This is a genomic window from Lentzea chajnantorensis (assembly GCF_054300775.1).
In genome coordinates, this window is the sequence record NZ_JBSDZT010000002.1 from 2,991,435 (window position 1) to 3,015,082 (window position 23,648).

Sequence of the window (23,648 nt, forward strand, 5' to 3'; positions counted from 1 at the left end):
CGCTCACCAAGGTGCTCACCTCAGCGGCAACGCCAGCGCCGTGCGCGCTGCGGTCAACGGCCTCCGCCGCGTCCGGTGCGCCGAAATTGTCGGTGCTGCCTGGGATAATTGAGTCAAGGGGACCCCCTTCGCGCGCGAGCGACGTGCGCTCGCAGGAGGAGGGGACGCCTGCGGGAGCGTGCCTGCCGGCGCTCAGGCGGATGCGGTTGGCGTTCGCCAGAGGGCGCGCGGGAGGCACCGAGCGGGTGGAGGTCATGCGGTGGCCTCCCGCTGCTCTTCGTCGTCGGAGGCGGCCACGTCGAGGCCCGCCTCCGCCAGCGCCTCCAGCGACACCGGGTCCGGGGCGTCCGCCGTGGCGGACGCCGCTGCCATCAGGAAGTCATTCACCGACCAGCTCCAAGAACGCGTCTTCCAGCCTGCGTCGCGGGCCCGCCTGGTCCACGGCCACACCGGCGGCCACGAGGGCCGATAGTGCGGCAGCGCGCGGGACGCCGTTCATCGAGGCGTGCACTGCGTCCTCGTCTTCGTGCACGTCGTGCACGCCTTCGAGGTTGCGCAGCACCTCCGCTGCCTTCGACGGGGAGTCGACGCGGAACGTCGCCTCGCCACCGCCTGCCGCGATGTCGGCCACCTCGCCCGCGGCGACGAGCTGGCCCTTGTGCATCACGACCACGTGCGAACAGGTCTGCTCGACCTCGGCCAGCAGGTGCGACGACACCAGGACGGTGCGGCCGGCTGCGGCGTACCGGCGCAGGACCTCGCGCATCTGGTGGATCTGGGGCGGGTCGAGACCGTTGGTCGGTTCGTCCAGGATCAGCAGGTCCGGCAGACCCAGCATCGCCTGGGCGATGGCGAGGCGCTGCCGCATGCCCTGGCTGTAGGTGCGGGTGCGGCGGTTCACGGCGTTGCCGAGGCCCGCGATCTCCAGCGCCTCCTCGACGTGCGCCTCCTCCAGCGGGCGACCGGTCGCCGCCCAGTACAGGCGCAGGTTCTCGGCACCGGAGAGGTGCGGCAGGAAACCGGAGCCCTCCACGAACGACCCGATCCGCGACAGCACGGGCGCACCCGGCGTCACCTTGTGCCCGAAGACCCGGATGTGTCCCTCGGACGGGTGGATCAGGCCCATCACCATGCGCAGCGTCGTGGTCTTGCCGGCACCGTTGGGACCCAGCAGGCCCAGCACCTGGCCGTGCTCCACGCGGAACGACAGGTCCTTCACCGCGGTCAGGCCGCCGGGGTAGGACTTGGTGAGGTTCGAGATCACCAGCGGTACCCCGGACAGCTCCGGGTCCGAGTCGTGCGCCAGGCGGCGGCGGAACATCGCGATGACACCGGCGCCGATCAGCACCAGCAGCGTGATCACGATGCCCCACAGCGCGGCCACCGGGAAACCGGTCGTCACGTTGCGGCCCGGCACGACCGGCACCGAGATGGTGTCGTCGGCCAGCGAGATGCGGTACGCGGCGGGCTGCTCGGCGTTCGCGAACGCCTGGTCCGTCGTCGAGACCACCAGCGCCAGCCGGTGCTCGCTCTCGACCGGGCGGACGGCGGGCGGCAGCGTCACGGTCACCTCGGCGGCGGAACCGTCCGGCGGCAGCGCCACGCGGAACGGGGCCACGGCCGAGCCGGGCAGCACCCGCGTGCCGTCCTTCGACACGTCGTAGAGCTTCGCGAACAGGATCGCCTCGCCGCTGTTCTGGTCACCGCGCGCCACCCGCAGCCGGACCGTCGAGGAACCCGTCAGCAGCAGCTGCGAGGTCAGGGCGTCGGACTGGAACACCGCCGCCTGACCGGGCAGGTCGAGCGAGAGCCGCGACGAGATCGACGACGACCGCGCCAGCGCCGAGCCGAGACCGGGCAGGTTCGAGATCGCCGCCGGGTTGCCGCCGGCGGGGTTCACGGCCACCTGCTCGCGGCCGCTGAGCTTCACCGAACGGCGCTCGCTCGTGGAACCGGGCGCCAGACCGGGGTAGGAGGGGGCGACGACCGTGCGCAGCGACGGCGTTCCGGACGAGCGGAACGCGCCCTGCACCTGGTACTCGAAGCCGGTGCCGGGGTCGGTGCCCTTGCCCATCAGGTGGAAGACCATCCAGTCGGCGATCTGCCCGCGCAGCGTGGCGCCGGGGTTGCCGCCGTCGTGACCACCCGCGTACCAGACCGTCTTCACCTTGCCTCCCGCCGCGGCGATCTGCCGTGCGGTGGCGTCGGACTGGTCGAGGCCGAAGAGCGTGTCCTGCTCGCCCTGCACCAGCATCGTCGGCTGGGTGATCTTGTCGGTGACCTCGACCGGTGACGAGCGGCGCAGCAGGTCGAGCGTCTGCTGCGAGGCCTTGCCCGTCGTCGCGACCTCCGTGTAGGCGGTGCACACGGCGGGCGTGAACCGGCCGCAGGCGCCCAGCGACGGCGTGGGCGGCTGTGCGGCCGCGCCCGAACCGCCACCCGGCTGCTGCTGCGGCTGCTGTGCCGGCGCCTGGTTGTTCGACTCGGTGTCACCCACCTCGGGCGCCTCACCCGTGGGCGAGGCGAGGTCGATCGACGTCATGCCGGCCGAGAAGAAGATGCCCGCCCACGACCGCTTGAAGACGCCGTCCTCACCGAACGCGGTCGCCCCCGGCGTGGCGTCGGAACGCGGCTCGGCCGAAGCGGAGTTCGGCAGCAGCGCCTGCGCGAGGTCGTTGTAGGTGATGACCGGGACGAGCGTGTCGACCCGCTTGTCGGTGCCGGCGAGCAGCAACGACAGCGCACCGCCGTAGGAGGCACCGGTCACGCCCACGCGCGGGTCGCCACCGGAGTCCTTCTGCACCTCGTCGCGGGTCGCGAGGAAGTCGACGAGCTTCTGCGCGTCGCGGACCTCGCGGTCGAGGGAGTTGAGCGCGATCTGGCCGGTGCTGCGGCCGAAACCGCGTGCGGACCACGTCAGGACGACGAAACCGCGCCGGGCGAACTCCTCCGCCTGCGTGTGCACGCTGCGCAGGCTGCCGCCGAAGCCGTGCGCGAGCATGATCGCGGGCGCGGGCGTCTGCTGGGGGAGGTAAAGACGCGTCTCGATCGTCACCGTCTGAGCGCTGTCGGGGCTCTCGGGTGCGTCGATGTTCGCTTCTTTGTACTGCACGGGCGCGGGGTCGTCGCCTGATCTGGTGAAGTAGAAGCCACCGGCCACGAGGGCCGCGACCACTATCAGAGCGGGGATCGACCACCTGCCGCGAATGCGGGAGAGGCGGGACACAGCGATGACGATATGCGAGTTTCGCTGAGAGCGACCTGTCGGGACCCGGTGCCGGTCTCAGCAAGAGTCGATCTTCAGCCGGGCTTCAGGTTCGGTCGGGTACTGCTCAGGAGACCACGCAACGTATTCCCATCGCACCTGGTTGCGTGGGTCTGCTCACCCTGTGTGGCGCTAACCGGTCGTCGTGGAGCACAATATTCACGCAGGATGGAGGGGAGTACTCCCTAAGCGGCGGTGTCGTCAGTACGGAGTCCAGCGTCGGGCTTCCGGTGCCGTTGGTCGTGCGGGTGGTCTTCACAGGACCGGCCGGACGGCGGAGGAGACCTCCGGGTTGTTTGGCGTGCGCTGAGGAATCCCGGAGGTTGGGTTGTGAACGTCCCCGCATGGATGTGGATCGCGACGATCGTTGGTCTGCTCGTCCTGCTCGCCGTGGACCTCGTGATCGTCGATCGAAAACCCCATGAGGTGACGATCGGTGAGGCCGCCCGGTGGGTTGTGTTCTACGTGGCCATGGCCGCCCTGTTCGGGGCAGGCATCTGGTACTTCTCCGGTGGGCAGTACGCGACGGAGTTCTTCGCCGGGTACATCACCGAGTACTCGCTGAGCGTCGACAACCTGTTCATCTTCTTGATCATCATGACGACGTTCAAGGTGCCCGCGATCCACCAGCACAAGGTGCTGCTGATCGGCATCCTGCTCGCGCTCGTCATGCGCGGCATCTTCATCGCGCTCGGCGCGGCGCTCATCGCCGAGTTCAGCTGGGTCTTCTTCATCTTCGGCGCGTTCCTCATCTACACCGGCTGGCAGCTGGCGAGGGAGAACCACGACGAGGAGGAGGAGTACAAGGAGAACCTGATGCTCCGCGTGGTGCGGAAGGTCTTCCCGGTCACCAACGAGTTCCACGGCGCCAAGTCGTTCATCAAGATCGACGGCAAGCGCTTCGTGACCCCGATGTTCATCGTGATGGTCGCGATCGGCTCCACCGACCTGCTCTTCGCGCTCGACTCGATCCCCGCGATCTTCGGCCTCACCAAGGAGCCGTTCCTGGTGTTCACGGCCAACGCGTTCGCGCTGATGGGTCTGCGCCAGCTGTACTTCCTGCTCGGTGGCCTGCTCGCGAAGCTCGTCTACCTGTCGATCGGCCTCTCGGTGATCCTCGGCTTCATCGGCGTGAAGCTGATCCTGGAGGCACTCCACACGAACAACCTGCCGTTCCTCAACGGCGGCGAGCCCTTCCACGTGCCGACCATCGGCATCGAGGTCTCGCTGTCGGTGATCGTCGGCGTGCTGGCGATCACGACGATCGCCAGCCTGCTCAAGGTGAAGCGCCACCCGGAAGCCGCCAAGCACATCGGCGCCGACCACTAGCTACCCGACGGGGACGCCGTTCTGGTAGACGGCGCGGACGGCCTGCCTCAGCGTTCCGGCCTTCACGTGCTGCTCGGCGTCCCCCTCGACCAGAACCAGATCGGCGAGCTTGCCCGGTGCGAGCTCGCCGAGCTCGTTCTCCAGGCGCAGCAACGCCGCCGCGGACCGCGTGGTGGCGTGCAGCGCCTCCGCGGGCGTCATGCCGTACTCGGTCATCAGGGTGAGCTCGGTGAGGTTGTCGCCGTGCGGTCCCACGCCCGAGTCGGTCCCCATGGCGATCTTCACGCCCGCCTGGTGCGCCTTCTGGAACGACTGGAAGTGCTGCGCCACCACCATCTTCGCCTTGTCCAGGACCACGTCGGAGATCGCGACACCCCGGGCGGCCTGGTCGAGCACCATGCGCGGCGCCATCAGCGTGGGCACGAGCCAGGTGCCGTTCCGCAGCATCTCCTCGACGCCCTCGTCGGTGAGGAACACGCCGTGCTCGATGGACCGCACGCCGTTGCGCACGGCGGTGAGGATGCCGTCACCGCTCATCGCGTGCGACATGACCGCGATGCCGGCCGCGGTGGCCTCCTGCACGATCATCGCGATCTCGTCGTCGCGGAAGTGCGCGTGCCGCGGGTTGCTGCGCGGTGACATCACGCCGCCGCTGGACGCGATCTTGATGATGTCCGCGCCGTGGCGGACCAGCGTGCGGATGACCTTGCGCAGCTCCTCGGGGCCGTCCGCGACGGTGTCGGGCAGGCCGGGGTGCAGCGGCGGGCTGACGTGCGCGCCGCACTGCATCCAGTCGTCGTTGTGGCCGCCGGTCTGCGACACCATGTTGATCGCGATCTGCATGCGCGGCCCCTGGACGAGCCCGCGCCGGACCGCCTCCGCGACCCCGAGGTCGGCGCCGAGCGCGTCGCGGACGGTCGTGATGCCGCAGTCGAGCGTCGCGCGCATGTTGCCGATGGCCTGGTAGAAGGGCAGCGAGAACGGCGTGTTCAGGTCGCGGACCAGGTCGGCACCGCTGAACATGAAGTGCACGTGGCAGTCGAACAGCCCCGGCAGCAGGGTGTGGCCGGTGGCGTCGACCCTGGTGTCGCCGTCGAGGTCGGTGCCCACGTCGACGATGCGGTCACCCTCGACCACCACGTCGCCTGGCTCGGTCGTTGTGCCGGTGAAGACCCGTCCACCGGAGAACACGATGCGCGTCATACGCGGAAATCTATGTGGCGAGTCAATTTTTGTGATCGGTCAACAAAACGTTGTGAGCGTTGCTAAAGAAACCTGTTACCGTCCGTGCCGTGCGCCCCGAAGACCTGGAGCTGCTCACCACGCCCGGCACCGTCGCGGTGTCCGGAGACCTGGTGCTGGTCAGCCTCGCCACGCCCGACTTCGCCACCAACACCTACTGGGGTGGCCTGCACCGGGTCCACCCCGACGGCAGCACGACACCGTGGACACACGGTGACCGTGATCATGCACAGCGTATTTCTCCCGATGGCACCCAGGTGGCATTCCTGCGCGTTTCGGGCAAAACGAAACCGCAGCTTTATGTCATGCCGACCGCAGGCGGTGAACCGCGCAAGCTGACCGATCTGCCGCTGGGCGCGGGCGCCCCGGTGTGGTCGCCGGACTCGACGCGGATCGCGTTCGTGGCGCGCGTCCCGGAGGAGGGCCGCTACGGCACCGGTGACGACGGCCCCGAGGCCGAGGCGCCGCGCCGCATCACGCGGCTCGACTACCGCGTCGACGACGTCGGCTTCCTGCTCGACCGCCGGCCGCGACTGCACGTGACCGACCTGTCCGGCGAGGTCACCGAGGTCACCGACGGCTCCTTCGACGTGGCCGACCCGGCGTGGCTGTCCCCGGAGGAGCTGGTGTTCGCCGCACCACGTGACTTCGGCGCGGCCGAGACGCTGGTCAGCGACCTGTACACGGTGCCGGCCTCCGGTGGCCCGGCGTCCGTGCTGGTCCGCAGCCGGGGCGAGGCGTCGATGCCGTTCGTCGCCGAGGGGTTCGTCCACTGGCTGGGCACGGAGTTCACCGGGATCGACGCGGTGGCGCGCAACACCGGCCTGTGGCGGGCGCCGCTGGACGGCTCCGGTGGCCCGGAGCGGCTCACCGACGAGGAATCCGTCGACGTCGAACGGCTGTCCGGCCCGCCCGTGGTGGTCGGTCCGGACGTGCTGGTGGCGGTCCGCAACCGCGGTGCCGTGGAGCTGCGGCGAATCCCGCTGTCCGGCGGCGGCACCGGCGAGGTGCTCGCGGGCGAGTCCGCGGTGGTGAAGTCGTTCGCCTCCGACGGGTCCACCGTCGTCGCCGTCGTGTCCACTCCGGACAACGCCGGCGAGGTCGAGTTCGTCGGAACCGGCACGCGCACGTCGTTCTCGAAGGTGCCGGCCCGCCGCGTGGTGGAGCTGACCGGCTCCGCCTCCGACGGCTACCCCGTCCACGGCTGGCTCGTGCTGCCCGACGGCGACGGCCCGCACCCGGTCGTGCTGGCCGTGCACGGCGGCCCGTTCATGTACCACAGCTGGGGTTTCTTCGACGAGGCCCAGGTCTACGCCACTGCCGGCTACGCCGTCGTGCTGCCCAACCCGCGCGGCTCCGCGGGCTACGGTCAGGCCCACGGCCAGGCCGTGGTCGCCAAGTTCGGCACCGTCGACGTCGACGACGTGCTGTCCCTGCTCGACGTGGCGCTGGAACGCCCCGACTGCGACGCCGGCCGCGTCGGCGTCATGGGCGGCTCCTACGGCGGCTTCATGGCCTCCTGGCTGTCCGCGCACCACGGCGAACGCTTCCGCGCGGCCTGGAGCGAACGCGCCGTGAACGCCTGGGACTCCTTCTCCGGCTCCTCCGACATCGGCTACTACTTCCCCGACGCCTACTGCGGCCCCGACCCCGAGGCCCAGCGCGCGATGAGCCCGCTGACCTACGCGGAGAAGATCACCATCCCGTTCGCGGTCGTGCACTCCGAGCAGGACTGGCGCTGCCCGCTCGAACAGGCCCAGCGCATGTTCGTGGCCCTGCGCCGGCGCGGCGTCGAGGCGGAGATGCTGATCTTCCCCGGCGAGGGGCACGAGCTGACCCGGTCCGGGCAGCCGCGGCACCGCAGGCAGCGGTTCGCGGCGGTGCTGGAGTGGTGGGGGCGCTACCTGTGAGGAACTGACCTGTTCGGCCGGGGTCCTCGGCGGCCGGACGGGCCGGGGACCTCAGCCCAGGAGCGTGTAGTTCAGCTCCTCGCACACCCGCGCCAACGGCAGGTCCAGCCCTGGGTGGTCCAACGGCAGCAACACGTCCGGAGCCGCCGGCAGCCCCGAAGCTCCCGGCGGGTCCCACAGGCACACGGCCGGGTCGCCCGAGTCCATCGACGACCGGTACCACAGCCCGTCGAGCTTCCGGGTAGGCCGCGCGGATCGCGCGGGCCCACGCCTGCGTCACGGCCTTCGGGCCCGTCGAGATCTCCTGCGAGGCGCCCACCCGCGTCGGCCACAGGCCGCCCAGGTCCAGCAGGCGCAGGGTGCGGCGCGGGCGCAGGACCACCAGGAACGGGGAGCGGGTGCGGCGGTCGACCATCGAGGTGGCCTGGAAGACCTCGGCGACGGAGGTGCGGACGGACAGGCCGAAGTACAGGACGCCGTTCTCGTGGTCCGGGGCCGGTTTGCCGTCGGGGGTCGGGGCCTGCGCGTCGAAGCGGGCGTGCGGGAGGGGGCCCGCGTAGCGGAACGAGTTCCAGCGCTGCGGGTGGGAGCCCTTGGCCGTGAAGACGCGCACCAGCCGGGTCGCGCGGTGGACGGCCACCACGTCCTCTGTGCGGCGCAGGTGTGCCTGGAGCACGGCAGGGGCAGGCGGCTGCGGAAGCCGTGACATTCGGGTCCTGTCGGGTGTTCGGGAACGGCTCAGGCGGGGGTGCCGAGCGCGGAGGCCAGGTCGGCGACGAGGCGCGGGTCTCCTCCTGCGAGGAGCCAGTCGCGGGGTGTCGCGGGCTTGCCGTCGACCAGCAGGTCCTCCTGGGCGGTGGTCATGAACGCGGCGACGACGAGCGCCGGCTGGTCGGTGGGCACGGCCGTGAGCACGGCTTCGAGGCCGGGCAGGACGCCGGTGCCGGCGAACTGCCAGGCTGGCAGGCGCCAGCTGCCGCGGTCCTTCCAGCCGACGAGCCTGCCCACGCCGAGGCGGTGGCGGACGCGGCTCGTGTCGATCTGCAGCTGGCGTGCGGCGTCGGCGACGGTCAGCGCGGAGTCGCGCAGGACCGCGTGCGCCACGACGGTGCGGGTGCGCGGCTTGGCGTCGGACGGGCCGGCCGGGGACAGGTCGAGGCCCACGTCGGCGAGTGCCGTCTGCTGTTCGGGGGTGAAGTAGCTGACCGGCTCGGGATGTGGCGGCGCGAGCCTGCGCGCCGCGTCGGTCACGAGCGCGAGGAACTCGTCGGGCGTCACCTGCAGGCCGGCCTTGGCCAGCACCGTCTCCAGTGCGGGGCTCATGCGCACAGGATAGCCCGAGCGTGCGCATTTGTGCGCTCCACCAACAGAGTTCCACGTTCCGCGGTCACGCGACGACGCTACGTGAGAAATCCGGCCCGGTGTCCGTGACGTGGGCCTCAGCACCCTCATCGCTAGGATTTCCCGATGCAGCTGGACCGGGGAGCCAAGCGCGTCGTCGTGGCGTGGGCCGTCGTCATGATCGGCACGCTCGCGTACGTCATGCTCCGCCCGCCGGGGTGGTCGCTCGACCTGCGCGTCTACCGCAACGGTGGTGACGCGCTGCTGCAGGGCCTCCCGCTCTACGTCGAGGGGTTCGCGAAGCCGCTCGGCGGCCCCGACCTGCCCTTCACCTACCCGCCGGCCGCCGCCGCGCTGTTCAGCCTGCTCGCGCTCGTGCCGCTGGTGGTCGCCATCCTCGCGGTCGCGGTGGCAAACCTGGCGCTGCTCACGACGTTGTGCCTGGTCGCGGCCTCGCGCGTGCTCGGGTGGGGGCCGGAGGCGGTCAAGTGGGGACTCGGCGCGGCCGCCGTGTCGTCGATCTTCGACCCGCTGCGCGAGACGCTCTGGTTCGGGCAGGTCAACCTGCTGCTCGGCGTGCTGGTCATGGCCGACTGCCTGCTCGAACGCACCCGCTGGTGGCCGCGCGGCGCCCTGATCGGGCTCGCGGCGGCGATCAAGCTGACGCCCGCGTTCTTCGCGTTGTTCTTCGTGGCCCGGCGCCAGTGGAAGCCGGTGCTCGTGTCGATCGCGTCGTTCTTCGCGTTCGGCCTGCTCGGGTTCCTGATCGCATTCGGCGACGCGCGCGAGTACTGGACGCACGCGCTGCTCGACCCCGCTCGCGTCGGACGCCTGACCTACGCGTCGAACCAGTCGTTGCGCGGCCTGCTCGCCCGCCTCGGGCTGGAGAGCGGCCCGCAGGTGCTCACCTGGGTCGTGCTGTCGTTGCTGGTCGTGGCGCTGACGTGGTGGGTGGCGGCACGTGTCGGCGAGGTCGAGGCGTTCTTCGCCGTGGCCCTCGGCGGGCTGCTGATCTCGCCGGTCTCGTGGGGGCACCACTGGATCTGGATCGCGCCCGCGCTGGTGCTGCTGTCGCGGCCCGCGCTGCGGCGGCACTGGGCGTCGTGGCTGGTCGTGGCGGTGTTCGCGGTGGGGCCGCACTGGCTGTTCCCGCGTGACAACGACGTGGAGCAGCAGTGGGCGTGGTGGCAGCAGGTGATCGGCAACCTCTACGTGGTCGCCGGGGTCGCCGTGCTGGTCACGCTCGCCGTGCGGGCACGCCGCCCCGTCGTCGCGACCGCGGGCTGAGAACGTGGAGAAGGGGGCCCGGCCGCAGCCGAGCCCCCTTCAGCACTTCTCGCTCACTGACCGGTGATCAGGGAGACCGCGCGGTCCTGCGCCGCCTCGCTCACCTCACCGATGCGGAACCCGCGCGACACCGCGTGCGCCACCAGCTCGGGCTCCGGCGGCAGGCCGTACTTGCGCAGGTAGTGCGGCACCGCGCCGGCCCAGACCCAGGTGCCGTCGGTGCGGAAGTTCAGCGGCACGTCCTGCTCGCCGTTGGCGGAGAACTCGTCCACGTCGTAGCTGCGCGCGGCCAGCACGACCGGCGCCGTCTCGAGGTAGGTGAGCAGGTTGTCCACCAGCTGCGGGTCGACCGGCTGGCGGTTCACCACGATGCGGCCGTCGTCGTTCTTGCCGTCGTAGACCTTCGCGGTGCGCAGGTCGGCCGACGGCTGCTGCTCGGGCTGCTGCGGCGGGACCTGGAACTCCTGCTGCGGCTCCGGTTCCGGCTGGGGCAGCGGCGGCAGTCCGACGCGCTGCCGCCACCAGTCCGGGATCAGCTGGTCCGGCCGCGGGAACGTCTGCAGCTCGTCGCGGAACCCGATCGGCGGCGGCGTGTTGCGCCAGCGCGGCTCGTCCTCGGCGTTGAAGTCGACCGTGAACGCCGCCGGCGCCTCGATCTCGTAGGTCGCGCTCAGCCACGTGCCGCGGTCCTGCTGGTACATCCCGGCGCGCAGCTGGCCGAACATCTGCACCACGTCCATCGGCGGCCGCACCGGCCGCAACTGCCCGTCGGGCCCGGCGAACGCGAGGTCGACCTCGATGTGCCTGCCCGCCGCGCGGTACTCGGCACGGATGCGCTGCCAGCCCTGCGGCATCGCCGGCAGCATGGCACGGCCGATCTGCCGCACGAGCTGCTGCTGTTCCTGCTCGCTCAGCGGTGTCGCTGGCTGGCCCATGTGCTCCTCGCCCCTCTCCCCGTCACAACGCGCTGATCTTATCGGGCTGCCCGTGCACGTGCGGGCGGGTCGGTGGCTTCGACCCGTTCACACTGGTTCCGAGGGTGTTGATCTCCCGGTGGTTCCCCGGCGGGGCCACTCGCGGTGGGTCTTCCGGTTCGCGGCCGGGAGACGCGGTCAGCGCCAGACGCCTGCGGGCGTTCGGGTACCGGAGCGTCTGCGGGCCGTGGGTGATGCCCTACCAGCAGGTGACCAGGGCGATGACGTTGCCGTCGGCGTCCTTGGCCTCGTCCAGGTACGACTCACCGCTGTCGATGCGCACCGTCAGAGCCCCCGCGTGATGCCGGATCTCACGTCAACGAGGAGCGTGCCGTGCTCGTCCCACCGCCGCCGTTCGACCAGTTCGCCGAAGACGTTGAACAGGTCGTGCTCGGCGAGCTTCCCGTTGCGGTGCCACTCCCGCCATTCGCCGACCGGTGATCCCCGATGGCACCGGCCCTCGGCCTGCTTCTCACCGCTCGGGTACCACTCGGTCTGCGGGCCGTGCTCGATGCCGTCGACGTAGGAGGAGAGCGCGATGACGTTGCCCTCGGCGTCGGTGTCCTCGAGCTCGCCGGTGAACGGTTCACCGTCGTGCAGGAGGATCGCCGCCGGGGTGTCGACCGTCTTGCTCCTGTTGACGCGCAACGGGATCGCTCAGGCGCTGTGCTCGTAGGTGAGCGCGCCGGTCTCGTCCCACTCCCTGCGGTACAGCTGGCGGCCCCGGTCGTCGAACTCGGTCTCCAGCGCCAGCTGCCCGTTGGGGTGCCACTGCCGGTTCACGCCGCTGAGCATGCCGAACTTCATGGTGCCCTGCTTGAACGGGCGGTCGGGCCCGTACCACTCGGAGTACGGGCCGTCCTGCACGCCGGTGTAGTAGGTGTAGAGCGAGATCAGGTTGCCGTCCGCGCCGATCTCCACCACTTCGCCGGTGAACGGGACGCCTTCGTGGAGGACACCGTTGTAGTCGTCTTCGGTGTCCTCGATGTTCACACGCATGGTCATCACTCCGGCAGGACCTGGAGCCGCGGGTCACCAGGTGGATGGGTGAGCTTACCAGCGGAGCTGGGCACGCCGTCGATCATCCGCGTGCAGTTCGCGCAGCACTGTGCGGTGTCCGGGAAGCGGCCGTCCCTGACCGCGCCGACCTTCGCCGGCGTGAAGGCGTTGTCGACGCGCATCTCGCCCAGGATCTTGCGCAGCTCCTCGGGGGACACGTCCGGCGGGACCCCGCGGTCGAGCAGCATCTGGTTGACGTTCTTGACCTCGGCGTGCCTCGTCGGCGCGTCGTTGATCGGGAACGGCGTGCGGAACTCCTCACCGTTGCGGTCGAGCAGCGGCTGGCCGAGGCGGTCCGGGTTGCGGTCTGGCTGGGTGTAGCCCAGGCCGTCGCCGTCCGGCGGCGGGTTGCCCATCATCGCGTCGCGGCGCGCGGCCAGCGCCGGGTGGAGCTTGTCCTCCGGGATCAGGTCCGTGTTCGAGCCGTTGACCGACTCGTAGATCCGGCCGGTCTGCCGGTCGACCGAGACCGACGTGCACACGACGTTGTTGTTCGCGTACTTCTGGATGTTCTGCGCGGGGTGGTCCGGCGGCTTGATCGTGCCGTCGGCGATCTTGTTCTCGATCAGCTTGGCGCGGTCTTCGAGGACCCTGTTCAGGTACCGCTCGATCGGCTGGCCGTCGTAGTGCGTGATGAGGCCGTTCTCGTCGACCTGGCACCTGTCCGGGTCCAGCTGTTCGAGCACCTGCGGCTCGGCGCGGTTCGGCGGCAGGTCGTCCGGGTGGTGCGCGAACTCCGGGTCCCGCTCGTAGGGCGGCTCGCCGCGGTCGACGGCACCGTCGGTGTCCGTCGTCGCGTCCGGGTCGTGGCGCTCGGTGTCCGGGGCGTAGCCGTCGTCGCCGGTCTTGGTCTTCGTGCCGTCCGGGTGGTGGGTCTCCCACTCGCCGTTCGGCGGGATCTTCGGCTGACGGGTGCCGTCGGGGCGGATGTCGGCGTCGCTCGTGAAGACGCGGCCGTTCACGTCGGTCCAGGCCGGCTTGGTGGGGGCGAGGACCGGGGCGTCGAGGTGGCGGGAGAGCTGCTGGGCGAAGTCGTTGCTGCCCGCGTCGCAGCCGATCAGGCGGACCGGGCGGCTGCCGTCGTACCCGCCGCGGCGCAGCATGTCCGCGTACTCGGCGGGGGTGTAGTCGTGGCCGCCGATGCGGGCGTGGCCGTCCGGCGTGACGTGGACGTCCGCGGTGAAGTAGCGCGGGTCGTCCGGCACGCGGTGGGGCAGGTCGCCCATGTCCGGGTCGCCGCCGTGGTGCGAGACGCCGGCCGGTGTCTGCTCGGCGTGGCGCTGGTGTGCGGCCTCCGGGGACGGGCGGTCCGCCGGTGTGGTGTCCACGTCGGTGTCGTGGGGGCGGTCCGGGGAGTCCGGGTCGTGCGGCTTGTCCGGGGCGTGCGACGGCGCGTCGGCGTCCGGGTGGTGTGGCGCGTCGGGGTGGTGTGGTGCGTCGGGGGAGTGCGGAGCCGCGGGGGAGTGCGGGGTGGCCGCCTCGGGGCGGGTCGCGTCCGGCGCGTGGTGCGGGGGTGCGTCGGTGCCGGTGCCGCGCGAGCGCGGGGAGTCCGGCGAGTGCGGACGGGAGCCGTCGGGGCGAGACGGGCTGTCGGGGCGGTGCGGGGTGTCCGGGCGCGTGGGGGCGTCGGGACGGGACGGGTGGCCCGCGGGGACGTCCGTGCGGGGGCGGGAGGTGTCCGGGCGTGGGCCGGCGTCGGGACGGTGCGGCGCGTCCGGGCGAGATGGTGTGTTCGGGCCGCCGTGCGGCGCAGTGGGGGAGTGCGGCGCGTTGGGAGAGTGCGGCGCGGTGGGGGTTTGGGGTGTGTTGGGGCTGTGCGGTGCGGCCGGTCCGCCGTGCGGGGCGTCCGGGCGTGACGACGGCGTGGTCGTGCCGGTGTGCGGGGCGTCGGGACGGGACGGCGCGGTCGGGCCGCCTGCCGGACGGGTCTGGGGTGCGTCGGGGCGGGAGGACGGCGCGGTGGGCGCGTCCGTGCGGGCCGACGGGGTGTGCGGAGCGCTCGGGGCCGACGGCGTGGACGGCTGCGGGCGCATCGGGGTGTCGGTGCGCGGGGAGCCGGCCGACGGGGAGCCGCCGGAAGGGGCGTGCGGGGTGCCGCCGCCCGCCGGGGGTGCCGACGGGGTCGACGGGGTGTGCGGAGTCGACGGGGCGTGCGGTGCCGCCGCCGAGGGAGCGGTGGCGCGGCTGGGCGGGGTCGCGTCGGTGCGCGGGGCGCCGGAAGGAGCACCGGACGACGGGGCGTGCGGGGCGCCACCGGGGGCGGAGGGCATGCCGCCGGACGGGGACGACGGCATCGACGGCGACGACGGAGCCGAAGGCGCCGAGTGCGTCGGAGGCGTGGACGGACGGGACGGGGCGTCGGCGCGGGAGGCCGTCGTCGAGTGGTCCGGGGAACGCGGGGCGGCCGGGGCGGACGGGGGCACGTCACCGCGCGAGCCGGGGGTGCCGGGGCGACCGGCGGGGGCGTTGCCGGCGGCGTTCGGTGCGCTGCCCATCGGGCCCGGCTGGGACGACGACGGGGTGGTGTCCGGGGTGCGTGGGGGCTGCGGGGCGTGCGGGACGTCCGCGCGAGCCGGCGCTTCGGGGGTGGCGACCGAGGACTGGGTGGTCTGGCCGGTGTTGCGCGGGGGCGCGGCAGGGGCGTCCGGGGTGGACGACGGGCCCGTGTGCGGCGAACCAGAACCGGGAGCGGACGGGGAGCTGTCCGGAGTGGACGGAACATCCGGGGTGCGCGGCGGGCTCGAAGGCGAAGAGGGCGAAGAGTCCGGAGTGGACGAAGAAGGTGAACCGGAGTGCGACCCCGACGGAGACCCGGACGGCGTCAGGTCCGGAGAGTTCGTGCTGTGGAACAGCCCACCGGGCTTGATGGACTTCGTCGAGATCACGTCCAGGCCGGTCACCTTGCCGACCAGCTTCCCGACCACCTTCATGATCTTCGTGAAGATCTCGACCAGCTTGCCCAGCAGCGGCGAGACCTTCTTGATCGTCTTGATCAGCTTCTGGATCAGCTCACCGATCCGCGTGGCCCACTTCGAGATCGCCGTCACGGCCTGCGCCACGATCACCGGCGTGCCGAAACCGAGCGTGAACACGGCCTCCAGCACCCACGTGATCAGCTTCGCCACCAGGTCCGCGATCAGGTCGCGCACCATCTCCCGCACGAACCCGACGACCATGCCCATCACACCGACAACGGTCCCCACGGACCCAGCGGCAGAAGCAGCACCCGACAACGCGTCCAGCTGACCACCCGCCGCAGCACGGTAAGCGTCCGCGGCAGGACCCGTCCAGGCAGAAGTGCCGTCGACCGACGCCTTGTACTCGGCGGCGACCTTGCCCACCTCGGCCGAGACGTTCTTCCACGTCGTCGAGTACGACTCGATCACCGGCGGATTGCCCGCCAGCCAGTCCAGGGCCTCCTTCAACGGCTGCATGTGCTCCATCAGGAACGAGGCCGCGGAGGACAGCAGGGTGCCGAACGGGTCGATCGCCATCGAGGCGGCGTCGGCGACCAGGCCGACCATGCCGAGGCCACCCTCGATCCAGTTGCCGTCCTTGATGCCGTTGAACGTGTCCATCGCGGACTCGGCGATGGAGATGCCGGTGGCCCAGCCGTTGTCGCCGGTACCCGCGTTGAAGAAACCCGACGGCTCAGCAGGTGCCTGGGCCACCAGCGGGTTGGGTGACGACATCAGGCTCCGCCTTGGAGTGTCCGCACGATGGAGTCTTCCACCGCCTGGTAGTGCTTCGCGGTCTCGTCGATGCGCTTGGCGGTCGCGTCCATCGCCTCGGCGACGCCCTTCAACGCGTCCATGCCCCACTGCTCGACGGGGTCCAGCAGCATCCGGAACGGCTGGCAGATGATGCCGTACGCGTCAGTCGGCATCGACACGGTGTTCGCCGCGTCGACGGCTCCCTGCAGCCTCCCCTGGAGGCCCTGCAGCGCCTTGACGTGCGCTTCCAGGACGTCGGACGTGACGTTGAAACCACCGGAAGTCATCGAACCCCCTCAAGTTCGAGCAGCGGACAGGATCAGGAGAGCACGGACTCCCCGCCGAAGTCGTCGTCGTCCGAAGGCGGACGGCGGCGCGGCGGCGGTGGTGGCGGGGTGGGACGGGACGGCGGTGCGTCGTCCTCCACGCGGAAGCTCAGCTCGTTGCGGTGCTGCGGCGCGGCCGGCGGGTCCTCCGCGGGCGGTGCCGGGAAGTTCTTCTTGGCCTCGTTGAACAGGACGTTGGCGGTCTCGTCCTGGGTGCCGATCGTCTCGGCCATCGCGGCCTGCAGCAGCTCCGGGATGCGGGACTGCGCGCGCTGCAGCAGCTTCATGATCTCGCCGCTGACCTCGGCCATGCGGCGGCCGGCGGCGGACTCGTTGATCACCAGGTGCTGCAGGATGCCGTTGGACCCGATGGTGAGCTCCACCGCGCCGTCGGAGGACCGCTCGGAGATCGTCATCCCCTGCACGCGCGTCGCCATCTCCTGGTAGCGGGCTGCGCGCTCCTGGACGTTCTTCTCCCAGCCCGCGAGCATCTGCTCCGACCCGGCGATGTCCTCTGGCACCGTGGTTCCCCTCCTACTGCGGTGGCGGACTGACAGGATGACGCAGCCGGGGGTGGTCCCGTTCCACGAGTGGAGCAAATCGGCTGCGCAGACCAATGGCGTTCCACTGAACGGACCAGTGGAACGCCATCAGGGGCCGACGTGCGTCAGCCGACCTTGATCAGGTCGACGACGAAGATCAGCGTCTCGTTGGGCTTGATCACGCCACCGGCGCCGCGGGCGCCGTAGCCCAGGTGCGGCGGGATGACGAGCTTGCGGCGGCCACCGACCTTCATGCCGGCGACGCCCTGGTCCCAGCCCTGGATGACGCGGCCGCCACCGAGCGGGAACATGAACGGCTCACCGCGGTCCCAGGACGCGTCGAACTGCTCGCCCGTCGAGTGCGAGACGCCGACGTAGTGGACGACGACGCGCTGACCGGGCGTGGCCTCCTCGCCGTCACCGACGGTGATGTCCTGGATGAGCAGGTCGGCCGGCGCCGGGCCGTCGTGCGGGTCGACCTCGGGCTTCGTGGGGGCCATCACAACTTCCTCTCGGAACGGGGTTGTTCGCGCCCGATCCAATCACGCGTGTGGTCGGACGGCCGAATGGCCTACGCGGACCGGCCCTTGCCCGTCTCGTAAAACCCTGTTGATCCTTGAAGAACTCCCGGCTCTGCACCGGGAGCACAACAGAAGAAGGAGATGATCATGGCGGCAACCCTGCACCGCCTCCGGTCATGGCTGGGCGCGGCACTGGTGGCGGCGACGCTGCCGATGGCGGCGATCAGCGCGGCCGAAGCAGCTCCGACCCCTCCGGTGACCGACGGCGAGCTCGGCGCGCAGATCGTCGGCGGCACGCGCGCCAGCACGTCCACCTACCCCTTCGTCGTGTACCTGGCCACCAGCAGCGGTTTCCAGTACTGCGGCGGCACCCTGGTCGCGCCCAACAAGGTCGTCACCGCGGCGCACTGCACCGAGGGCGACTCGGCCTCGGCGGTGCGGGTGGTGGCCGGCCGCGACGACAAGAACTCCACCGCGGGCACCGTCGCCCGCGTCACGCGCATCTGGATCCACCCCAGCTACACCGACGTGACCCGCGGCTACGACGTCTCGGTGCTCACGCTCGACCGCAACCTCAGCCAGACCCCGATCAAGTTCGCCACCTCCGCCGACAGCGCCCTGTACGCGGCCGGCACCAGCTCCACGATCCTCGGCTGGGGCACCACCTCCAGCGGCGGTTCGGCCTCGCGCTACCTGCTCAAGGCCACCGTGCCGCTGACCAGCAGCTCCAGCTGCAGCAGCTCGTACGGCAGCGACTTCAACGCCACGCACATGGTCTGCGCCGGGTACGCGCAGGGCGGCACGGACACCTGCCAGGGCGACTCCGGTGGCCCGCTGGTGGCGGGCGGCAAGCTGATCGGCATCACGTCGTGGGGTGAGGGCTGCGCGTCCGCGGGCTACCCCGGCGTGTACGCGCGCGTCTCCACCTACGCCACGCAGATCCAGCAGCAGATCAACTCCTAGCGCACCCCGAGAACGCCGGAAGGGGTTGCCGCGACGGCGGAGCAACCCCTTCCGGCCCTCGTTCCGTCCTGGTGGCATGAACGGCAGAAAGCTGTTGGCCGGCGCCGCCGTCGTGGCCGTGACCGGGGTCTGTGCGAGCTCCGCCGTGCGGGACGAGACCTTCCCCGCGCCGATCGTCGACCACGGCCCGGTGCGCCTGGTCGCGTACGACTCCTGCGAGGGCGCGGTGGAGGAGCTGCGCTCCGCCATGGCCCCCTACGTCACGGCGTTCGGGCTGGGCGGGAGGCGGAACTTCCCGCTGACCGCCGCCGAGGGCATGGCCGCGGACTCCTCGGCCGGTGTCGCGCAACGCGAGGCCGTGCCGAAGGCCGCCACACCGCCCGCCGAGCAGCAGGGCCACTCCACGACGAACGTCCACGAGAAGGGCGTCGACGAGCCGGACCTCGTGAAGACGGACGGAAGGCGCGTCATCTCCATCGCCGACGGCAAGCTGCGCGTCGTCGACGTCGCGAGCCGCTCCCCGTCCGGCACGCTCGACCTCGGCGACCGGCACGCCACGCAGCTGCTGGTGTCCGGCGACCGCGCTTTGCTGGTGGTGCAGAACCCGGTTCCCATCCTCGACGCCGGCTTCGCACCCGACGCCCGCCCGTACCCGCCCGGGGCGCTGGAGGGCAGCGAGATCGTGCTCGTGGACCTCAAGGCGCTCAAGGAGATCGGCAGCCTCAAGACCGACGGCGGCTACCTCGACGCCCGCCAGGTCGGCGGCACCGCCCGCGTCGTCGTCCGCTCCTCGCCGCGCCTGCCGTGGGTCTACCCGGACCAGACGACGAACGACGCGGGTGCGTTGCGGCGCAACCGGGAGATCCTGCAGAACGAGCCGATCACGTCCTGGCTGCCGCGCTACGAGCTCGTCCAGGACGGCGCGAAGACCAGCGGCACCCTGGTCGACTGCGCGAACGTCAGCCACCCCGCGGTGCACGCGGCGTCGTCGATGCTGACCGTGCTGACGTTCGAGCTGTCCGGGCGGTTGGGCACCGGTCAGCCGGTGTCGATCGTGGCCGACGGCGACACCGTCTACGGCACCGACCGCACCCTCTACATCGCCGACGACCACCGGCTGCTGCCCGAGCTGCCGGACCGGCCGGGCGTCGCGCGCCCTGTCACCACGGCGATCCACCAGTTCGACATCGGCCAGGCGGGCCCGCCGAAGCACGTCGCGTCCGGTGAGGTCCCCGGCACGTTGCTGAACCAGTACTCGCTGTCCGAGCACGAGGGCGTGCTGCGCGTCGCGACGACCTCGGGCACCACGTCGCGGTGCTGCTGGCGGGCAGGCGACGCCGGGAGCCCGCAGCCCCCGCCCACCCAGAGCGCCGTCACGACGCTGCGCCGCGACGGCGACAAGCTGGCCCAGGTCGGCCGGGTCGACGGGCTCGGCAAGGGCGAGCGCATCTACAGCGTCCGCTTCATCGGCCGCACCGGCTACGTCGTCACGTTCCGCCAGACCGACCCGCTCTACACGCTCGACCTCAGCGACCCGGTGCGGCCCAGGGTGACCGGCGAGCTGAAGATCACCGGTTTCTCCGCCTACCTGCACCCCGCGGGCGACGGCAGGCTGATCGGCGTCGGCCAGGAGGCGACCGAGCAGGGCCGCACGACCGGCACCCAGGTGTCGCTGTTCGACGTCCGCAACCCCGCGGCACCGCAGCGGCTCGCCCAGTTCCACCTGCCGGACTCCAGCTCCGAGGCGCAGTACGACCCGCACGCGTTCCTGTTCTGGCCGCAGGACGGCACGCTCGTGGTCCCGGTGACGACCTACAGGTCGGCCCAGAACGCCACCTCCGTCGTGCTCAGGGTCGACGGTGACCAGCTGCGCGACACCGGCCGCATCACCGAACCGCAGACGCAGCAGTACGGCGGAGCGCGGCGCACCATCGTGATCGGCGACCAGCTGTGGTCGGTGTCGGCCGCGGGCGTGCAGGTCGTCGCGCGCAACGGGCTCGCGCAGCAGGCCTGGCTGCCGTTCTGACCGTTCCGAGCGAGCGCCCTAGGCGACGTACCCCGGTCCCGCCGGTCCGACCGGTCCGGCGGGCCGCACCGCCTGCTCACCCGACAGCAGCCGGTGCGACAGCACGGTCCCACCGGCCATCGCCGCCGGGATCACGACGAGCGCGGCCAGCGGGATCAGGCACAGCAGGTAGGTGGGCACCGCGAAGCCGAGCACGAGCGAACGGCGGGTGGCGAGCAGCTTGCGGCGCTGCTTGAACGTCCGGCCGCGGCGCGTGAACGGGATGCCGGTGAGCTCGATGCCCAGCAGGTAGCCGTTGATGCACACGGCGAGCACCGGGATCAGCGTCTGCCCGACGATCGGGATGAACCCGCCGAGGAACAGCGGGACCGCGAACAGGACCGAGGTACCGACCAGCAGCAGCGTGCCGCGCAACCCGACCACGAACCCGCGCCAGAACCCGACCTGCTCCGCCTCGGGTACACCACCGAGCTCGTCCTCGACCTCCTCGGCGATGTACTCGTAGAACGGGCCGCCGATCATCAGCGTGATGGCGGTGAACAGCAGCACGCTCAACCCGAGCGCCGCCACGACGACGGAGATGCCGACGGCGACCTCGACGATGCTGCGCGAGGTCTCGCTCCACGAGTCCGCGAACCCGGTGAGCCACCCGGCGACCGAGTCGATGTTGGTGAACAGCAGGGTCCAGCCGGTGATCATCAGCACCGCGGTGAGCACCGCGGGCAGCGCCCCGACCAGCACCCGCTTGGGCGAGCTGAACACCAGCCGGAAGCCGCGCAGGAGCAGTCCGAAACCGGCACCGAAGTCCTTGATCACGCGCACGAGGGTAGTCGGCCCGCCCCGGCGGGAGGCGCTGGATGCGGGACGAAGGGTGCGTTCGGGACCTTTTCGAGACCGCGGGACCGCTCAGGCCGACGCGATGCAGGCGGTCCCGATCCGGCGGAACCCGACCCGCTCGTACACGCGGGCGACCTCCTCGCCGGCCGCAGACAGGAACACCAGGCCGGCACCCCTGTCCAGGGCGTCGCGTGCGAGCGCCGCCGTGACCGCACCACCGAGACCGCGGCGCCGTGCCGCGGGCAGCGTGCCGACCCCGACGACCTCCACCACGTCACCGGCCCGTTGCGCGGTGCCGACCGCGAGCACGCCCTCACCCGGCAGGTCGGCCACGGCGTGCCGGTGCCGGGTGTCCGCCGAGGTGGTTCCCGCCTCCGCCAGCGCCGCGTCCCGTTCGGCCGCACCGGTCTCGCCCGCGGCGGTGCCCGGTGAGGAGAACGCCAGCGCCGCCACCGCGGTGACCTCGGCCGGTCGTGTGCCCAGGACGCGGACGTGCGGGTGCGGCTCCGGCAGCCGGGCCGGGTCGAGCACCAGCAGCGGCGCCTGCAGCACGTCCATCCCCGCCTCCCGCGCCACGGCGAGCAGGTCCGGTGTCGTCTCGTGCACCCACTCCAGCGCTTCCGGCACGCCCAGCGACCGCTGGCGCTCCCGCACCGCGAGCACGTCGGCCACCGACGGGCGCCCGCCGGGGAACCGCGGCCGCGCGTAGTACGGGTAGCCGTCGCCTGCCTGGAGGAACAGCGTCAGCTCGCCGTGTTCCTCAACGCGAGATCCCGGTCGGGCCACAGAGTCGTAAAATCGTTCAAGAACGTCCCACACGGCTGATCACGCTAGCTACCTTTGGCGGTATGACGCACCGCTTTTCCCGTCTTGCCACCGCGGTCCTCGCTCTGCTGCTGGTGCTGACGGCGTGCGGTGACGACCGGCAGGACCGGTTCGCGAGCCCCGGCGCGCCGAAGACCTCGCCCAGCGGCAAGTTCGTCGCGCACGCCGAGAGCGCGAGCGAGGTGCGGGTGACCGACCGCAACGGCGGTGACGTGTTCCGCAAGTCCTACGAGTACGCCACCAGCCACCGGGCCGACGGCATCGGCGTGGTGTGGCTGTCGTCGGCGGACCAGCTGTGGGTGGTGGTGCCCAACGACGGCACCGAGCGCATCGAGGCCGGCCCGGACGGCGAGTGGCGTGCGACGAAGGCCGAGCTACCCCGGGAGATCTCGCGGCTCGGGTGAGGCCTTCTCCGGGTCCTCGCCCTGCTCGATGCGGCGGCCGCGTTCCAGCTCCGCGTCGAACTCGGCGCCCAGCAGCACCGCGATGTTCGAGATCCACAGCCACACCAGGAAGACGATCACGCCACCGAGCGAGCCGTAGGTCTTGTTGTAGGACGCGAAGTTCGCCACGTAGATCGCGAAACCGACGGTCGCGAGCGCCCACAGCACGATCGCGAGCAGGCTGCCCGGCGTGACCCAGCGGAAGCCCGGCTGCCGCACGTTCGGCGCCGCCCAGTAGAGCACCGCGAACGCGAGGCTCACCAGCAGCAGGATCACCGGCCACTTCACGACGTCCCACACGGTGACGACCGCGTCGCCCAGACCCAGCCAGTCGCCGACGGTGTCCGCGACCCCGCCGGTCAGCACCAGCGCGCCGAGGGTGAGCGAGATCAGCACGACCGAGCCGAGGGTGAGCCCGAGCCGCAACGGCACGAGCTTCCAGAACGGCCGGCCCTCCTGCACGTCGTACATGGCGTTGCAGGCCCGCATGAACGCACCGAGGTACCCCGACGCCGTCCACAGCGCCGTCAGCAGGGCGACGATGCCGAGCACGCTGGCGGCGTTCTGGCTGTTCTGCAGCTCCTGGATCGACGACTTGATCAGGTCGCCGGCCTCGCCGGGCGCCACCTCGTCGACGTACTTCAGCAGCTCCTGCGTCGTCGTCTCACCGAGCAGCGCGAGCACCGACGTGAGGACGATCAGACCGGGGAACAGCGACAGCACCGCGTAGTAGGTGAGCGCGGCCGCCCAGTCGGTCAGGTTGTCGTCGTTGAACTCTTTGACCGTGCGCTTGAGAACGCCCCACCAAGCGCCCTTGGGCAGCTTGGCGGGGCTCTCCGGCGCTTTACCTGCGGGCACGGCGCCGCCAGCTCAACGATCGCGTACCCGTGCCGACGCCGGCGAGGTGCAGCGCGACCAGCAACAGGCCGAGCGTCACCAGCGTGTTCAGCGTGACGACGCTGCCGAGCGAGATCTTCGCGAGATCGAACAGCAGGGCGAGGCCGAACGCCACTGCGGCCGCTATTGCCAGCATGTGATCCTCCAC

General features: G+C 71.2%; 21 protein-coding genes and 1 pseudogene. 6 read left to right on the forward strand and 16 right to left on the reverse strand.

What is annotated here, in order from left to right:
* Positions 1-252: 252 nt before the first annotated feature.
* Both ACVDFE_RS15450 and ACVDFE_RS15455 read right to left on the reverse strand, forming a co-directional pair.
* Positions 253-387 (reverse strand): hypothetical protein, encoded by a 135-nt coding sequence (locus ACVDFE_RS15450; protein WP_360397715.1) that lies wholly within the window; start codon positions 385-387, stop codon positions 253-255.
* Positions 380-3,226, reverse strand: coding sequence for an alpha/beta fold hydrolase (locus ACVDFE_RS15455; protein WP_458430839.1), 2,847 nt, complete (start codon positions 3,224-3,226; stop codon positions 380-382). The genes ACVDFE_RS15450 and ACVDFE_RS15455 overlap by 8 nt, the downstream gene beginning before the upstream one ends.
* A gap of 369 nt (positions 3,227-3,595) precedes the next feature.
* Here ACVDFE_RS15455 and ACVDFE_RS15460 point away from each other — a divergent pair, with 369 nt between their 5' ends.
* Positions 3,596-4,594, forward strand: a complete 999-nt coding sequence (locus ACVDFE_RS15460) for a TerC family protein (RefSeq protein WP_360397719.1) — start codon at positions 3,596-3,598, stop codon at positions 4,592-4,594.
* Here the strand turns inward: ACVDFE_RS15460 and ACVDFE_RS15465 are convergent, their stop codons facing one another.
* Entirely contained in the window at positions 4,595-5,797 is a 1,203-nt protein-coding gene (locus ACVDFE_RS15465) for a metal-dependent hydrolase family protein (RefSeq protein ID WP_360397721.1), read from the reverse strand.
* An 89-nt stretch (positions 5,798-5,886) separates the two neighbouring features.
* On the opposite strand from ACVDFE_RS15465, the gene ACVDFE_RS15470 reads away from it, so the two are divergent.
* Positions 5,887-7,746: a S9 family peptidase gene (locus ACVDFE_RS15470; protein ID WP_458430840.1), complete on the forward strand. Its 1,860-nt coding sequence runs from the start codon at positions 5,887-5,889 to the stop codon at positions 7,744-7,746.
* A gap of 51 nt (positions 7,747-7,797) precedes the next feature.
* Here ACVDFE_RS15470 and ACVDFE_RS15475 read toward each other — a convergent pair.
* Positions 7,798-8,455 (reverse strand): annotated as a pseudogene (locus ACVDFE_RS15475) (RES family NAD+ phosphorylase).
* 29 nt (positions 8,456-8,484) lie between these two features.
* Positions 8,485-9,069 carry a DNA-binding protein gene (locus tag ACVDFE_RS15480; protein ID WP_360397727.1) on the reverse strand — a complete coding sequence of 195 codons (585 nt, stop codon included), beginning with the start codon at positions 9,067-9,069 and terminating at the stop codon, positions 8,485-8,487.
* 144 nt (positions 9,070-9,213) lie between these two features.
* Here ACVDFE_RS15480 and ACVDFE_RS15485 point away from each other — a divergent pair, with 144 nt between their 5' ends.
* Positions 9,214-10,374: a glycosyltransferase 87 family protein gene (locus tag ACVDFE_RS15485; RefSeq protein WP_360397729.1), complete on the forward strand. Its 1,161-nt coding sequence runs from the start codon at positions 9,214-9,216 to the stop codon at positions 10,372-10,374.
* Between the two features lie 53 nt (positions 10,375-10,427).
* On the opposite strand, the gene ACVDFE_RS15490 is transcribed toward ACVDFE_RS15485, so the two are convergent.
* The 7 genes from ACVDFE_RS15490 to ACVDFE_RS15520 all read right to left on the reverse strand — a co-directional run bounded on the left by ACVDFE_RS15490 (position 10,428) and on the right by ACVDFE_RS15520 (position 17,488).
* The gene (locus tag ACVDFE_RS15490; RefSeq protein WP_458430841.1) at positions 10,428-11,309 is read right to left on the reverse strand and encodes a hypothetical protein; all 882 of its coding nucleotides are present in this window, start codon (positions 11,307-11,309) and stop codon (positions 10,428-10,430) included.
* 324 nt (positions 11,310-11,633) lie between these two features.
* On the reverse strand, positions 11,634-11,996 hold the full coding sequence (locus tag ACVDFE_RS15495; protein WP_360397735.1) for a toxin-antitoxin system YwqK family antitoxin: 363 nt from the start codon (positions 11,994-11,996) through the stop codon (positions 11,634-11,636).
* A gap of 9 nt (positions 11,997-12,005) precedes the next feature.
* Positions 12,006-12,353, reverse strand: coding sequence for a toxin-antitoxin system YwqK family antitoxin (locus ACVDFE_RS15500; protein ID WP_360397737.1), 348 nt, complete (start codon positions 12,351-12,353; stop codon positions 12,006-12,008).
* Positions 12,353-16,099 carry a hypothetical protein gene (locus ACVDFE_RS15505; protein WP_458430842.1) on the reverse strand — a complete coding sequence of 1,249 codons (3,747 nt, stop codon included), beginning with the start codon at positions 16,097-16,099 and terminating at the stop codon, positions 12,353-12,355. The genes ACVDFE_RS15500 and ACVDFE_RS15505 overlap by 1 nt, the downstream gene beginning before the upstream one ends.
* A complete protein-coding gene (locus tag ACVDFE_RS15510; RefSeq protein WP_360397741.1) occupies positions 16,099-16,407 on the reverse strand; it encodes a type VII secretion target in 309 nt (102 codons plus the stop codon). Before ACVDFE_RS15510 ends, ACVDFE_RS15505 begins: the two co-directional genes overlap by 1 nt.
* A gap of 32 nt (positions 16,408-16,439) precedes the next feature.
* A complete protein-coding gene (locus tag ACVDFE_RS15515; protein ID WP_458430843.1) occupies positions 16,440-16,967 on the reverse strand; it encodes a YbaB/EbfC family nucleoid-associated protein in 528 nt (175 codons plus the stop codon).
* Positions 16,968-17,113: 146 nt separating this feature from the next.
* Entirely contained in the window at positions 17,114-17,488 is a 375-nt protein-coding gene (locus tag ACVDFE_RS15520; RefSeq protein ID WP_360397745.1) for an FKBP-type peptidyl-prolyl cis-trans isomerase, read from the reverse strand.
* Between the two features lie 168 nt (positions 17,489-17,656).
* Here ACVDFE_RS15520 and ACVDFE_RS15525 point away from each other — a divergent pair, with 168 nt between their 5' ends.
* Complete coding sequence (locus tag ACVDFE_RS15525; protein WP_360397747.1) at positions 17,657-18,472, forward strand: S1 family peptidase; 816 nt, start codon at positions 17,657-17,659, stop codon at positions 18,470-18,472.
* 76 nt (positions 18,473-18,548) lie between these two features.
* Positions 18,549-20,498, forward strand: a complete 1,950-nt coding sequence (locus ACVDFE_RS15530) for a beta-propeller domain-containing protein (protein ID WP_458430844.1) — start codon at positions 18,549-18,551, stop codon at positions 20,496-20,498.
* Between the two features lie 18 nt (positions 20,499-20,516).
* Here the strand turns inward: ACVDFE_RS15530 and ACVDFE_RS15535 are convergent, their stop codons facing one another.
* Entirely contained in the window at positions 20,517-21,314 is a 798-nt protein-coding gene (locus ACVDFE_RS15535; RefSeq protein ID WP_458430845.1) for an EI24 domain-containing protein, read from the reverse strand.
* A gap of 90 nt (positions 21,315-21,404) precedes the next feature.
* A complete protein-coding gene (locus ACVDFE_RS15540) occupies positions 21,405-22,121 on the reverse strand; it encodes a GNAT family N-acetyltransferase (protein ID WP_458430846.1) in 717 nt (238 codons plus the stop codon).
* A gap of 62 nt (positions 22,122-22,183) precedes the next feature.
* Between ACVDFE_RS15540 and ACVDFE_RS15545 the strand changes: the two genes are divergently transcribed.
* Complete coding sequence (locus tag ACVDFE_RS15545; RefSeq protein ID WP_360397755.1) at positions 22,184-22,564, forward strand: hypothetical protein; 381 nt, start codon at positions 22,184-22,186, stop codon at positions 22,562-22,564.
* On the opposite strand, the gene ACVDFE_RS15550 is transcribed toward ACVDFE_RS15545, so the two are convergent.
* Entirely contained in the window at positions 22,535-23,461 is a 927-nt protein-coding gene (locus ACVDFE_RS15550) for a YihY/virulence factor BrkB family protein (RefSeq protein ID WP_458430847.1), read from the reverse strand. The genes ACVDFE_RS15545 and ACVDFE_RS15550 overlap by 30 nt on opposite strands.
* Positions 23,448-23,636: a hypothetical protein gene (locus ACVDFE_RS15555; RefSeq protein WP_360397759.1), complete on the reverse strand. Its 189-nt coding sequence runs from the start codon at positions 23,634-23,636 to the stop codon at positions 23,448-23,450. Before ACVDFE_RS15555 ends, ACVDFE_RS15550 begins: the two co-directional genes overlap by 14 nt.
* Positions 23,637-23,648 lie beyond the last annotated feature (12 nt).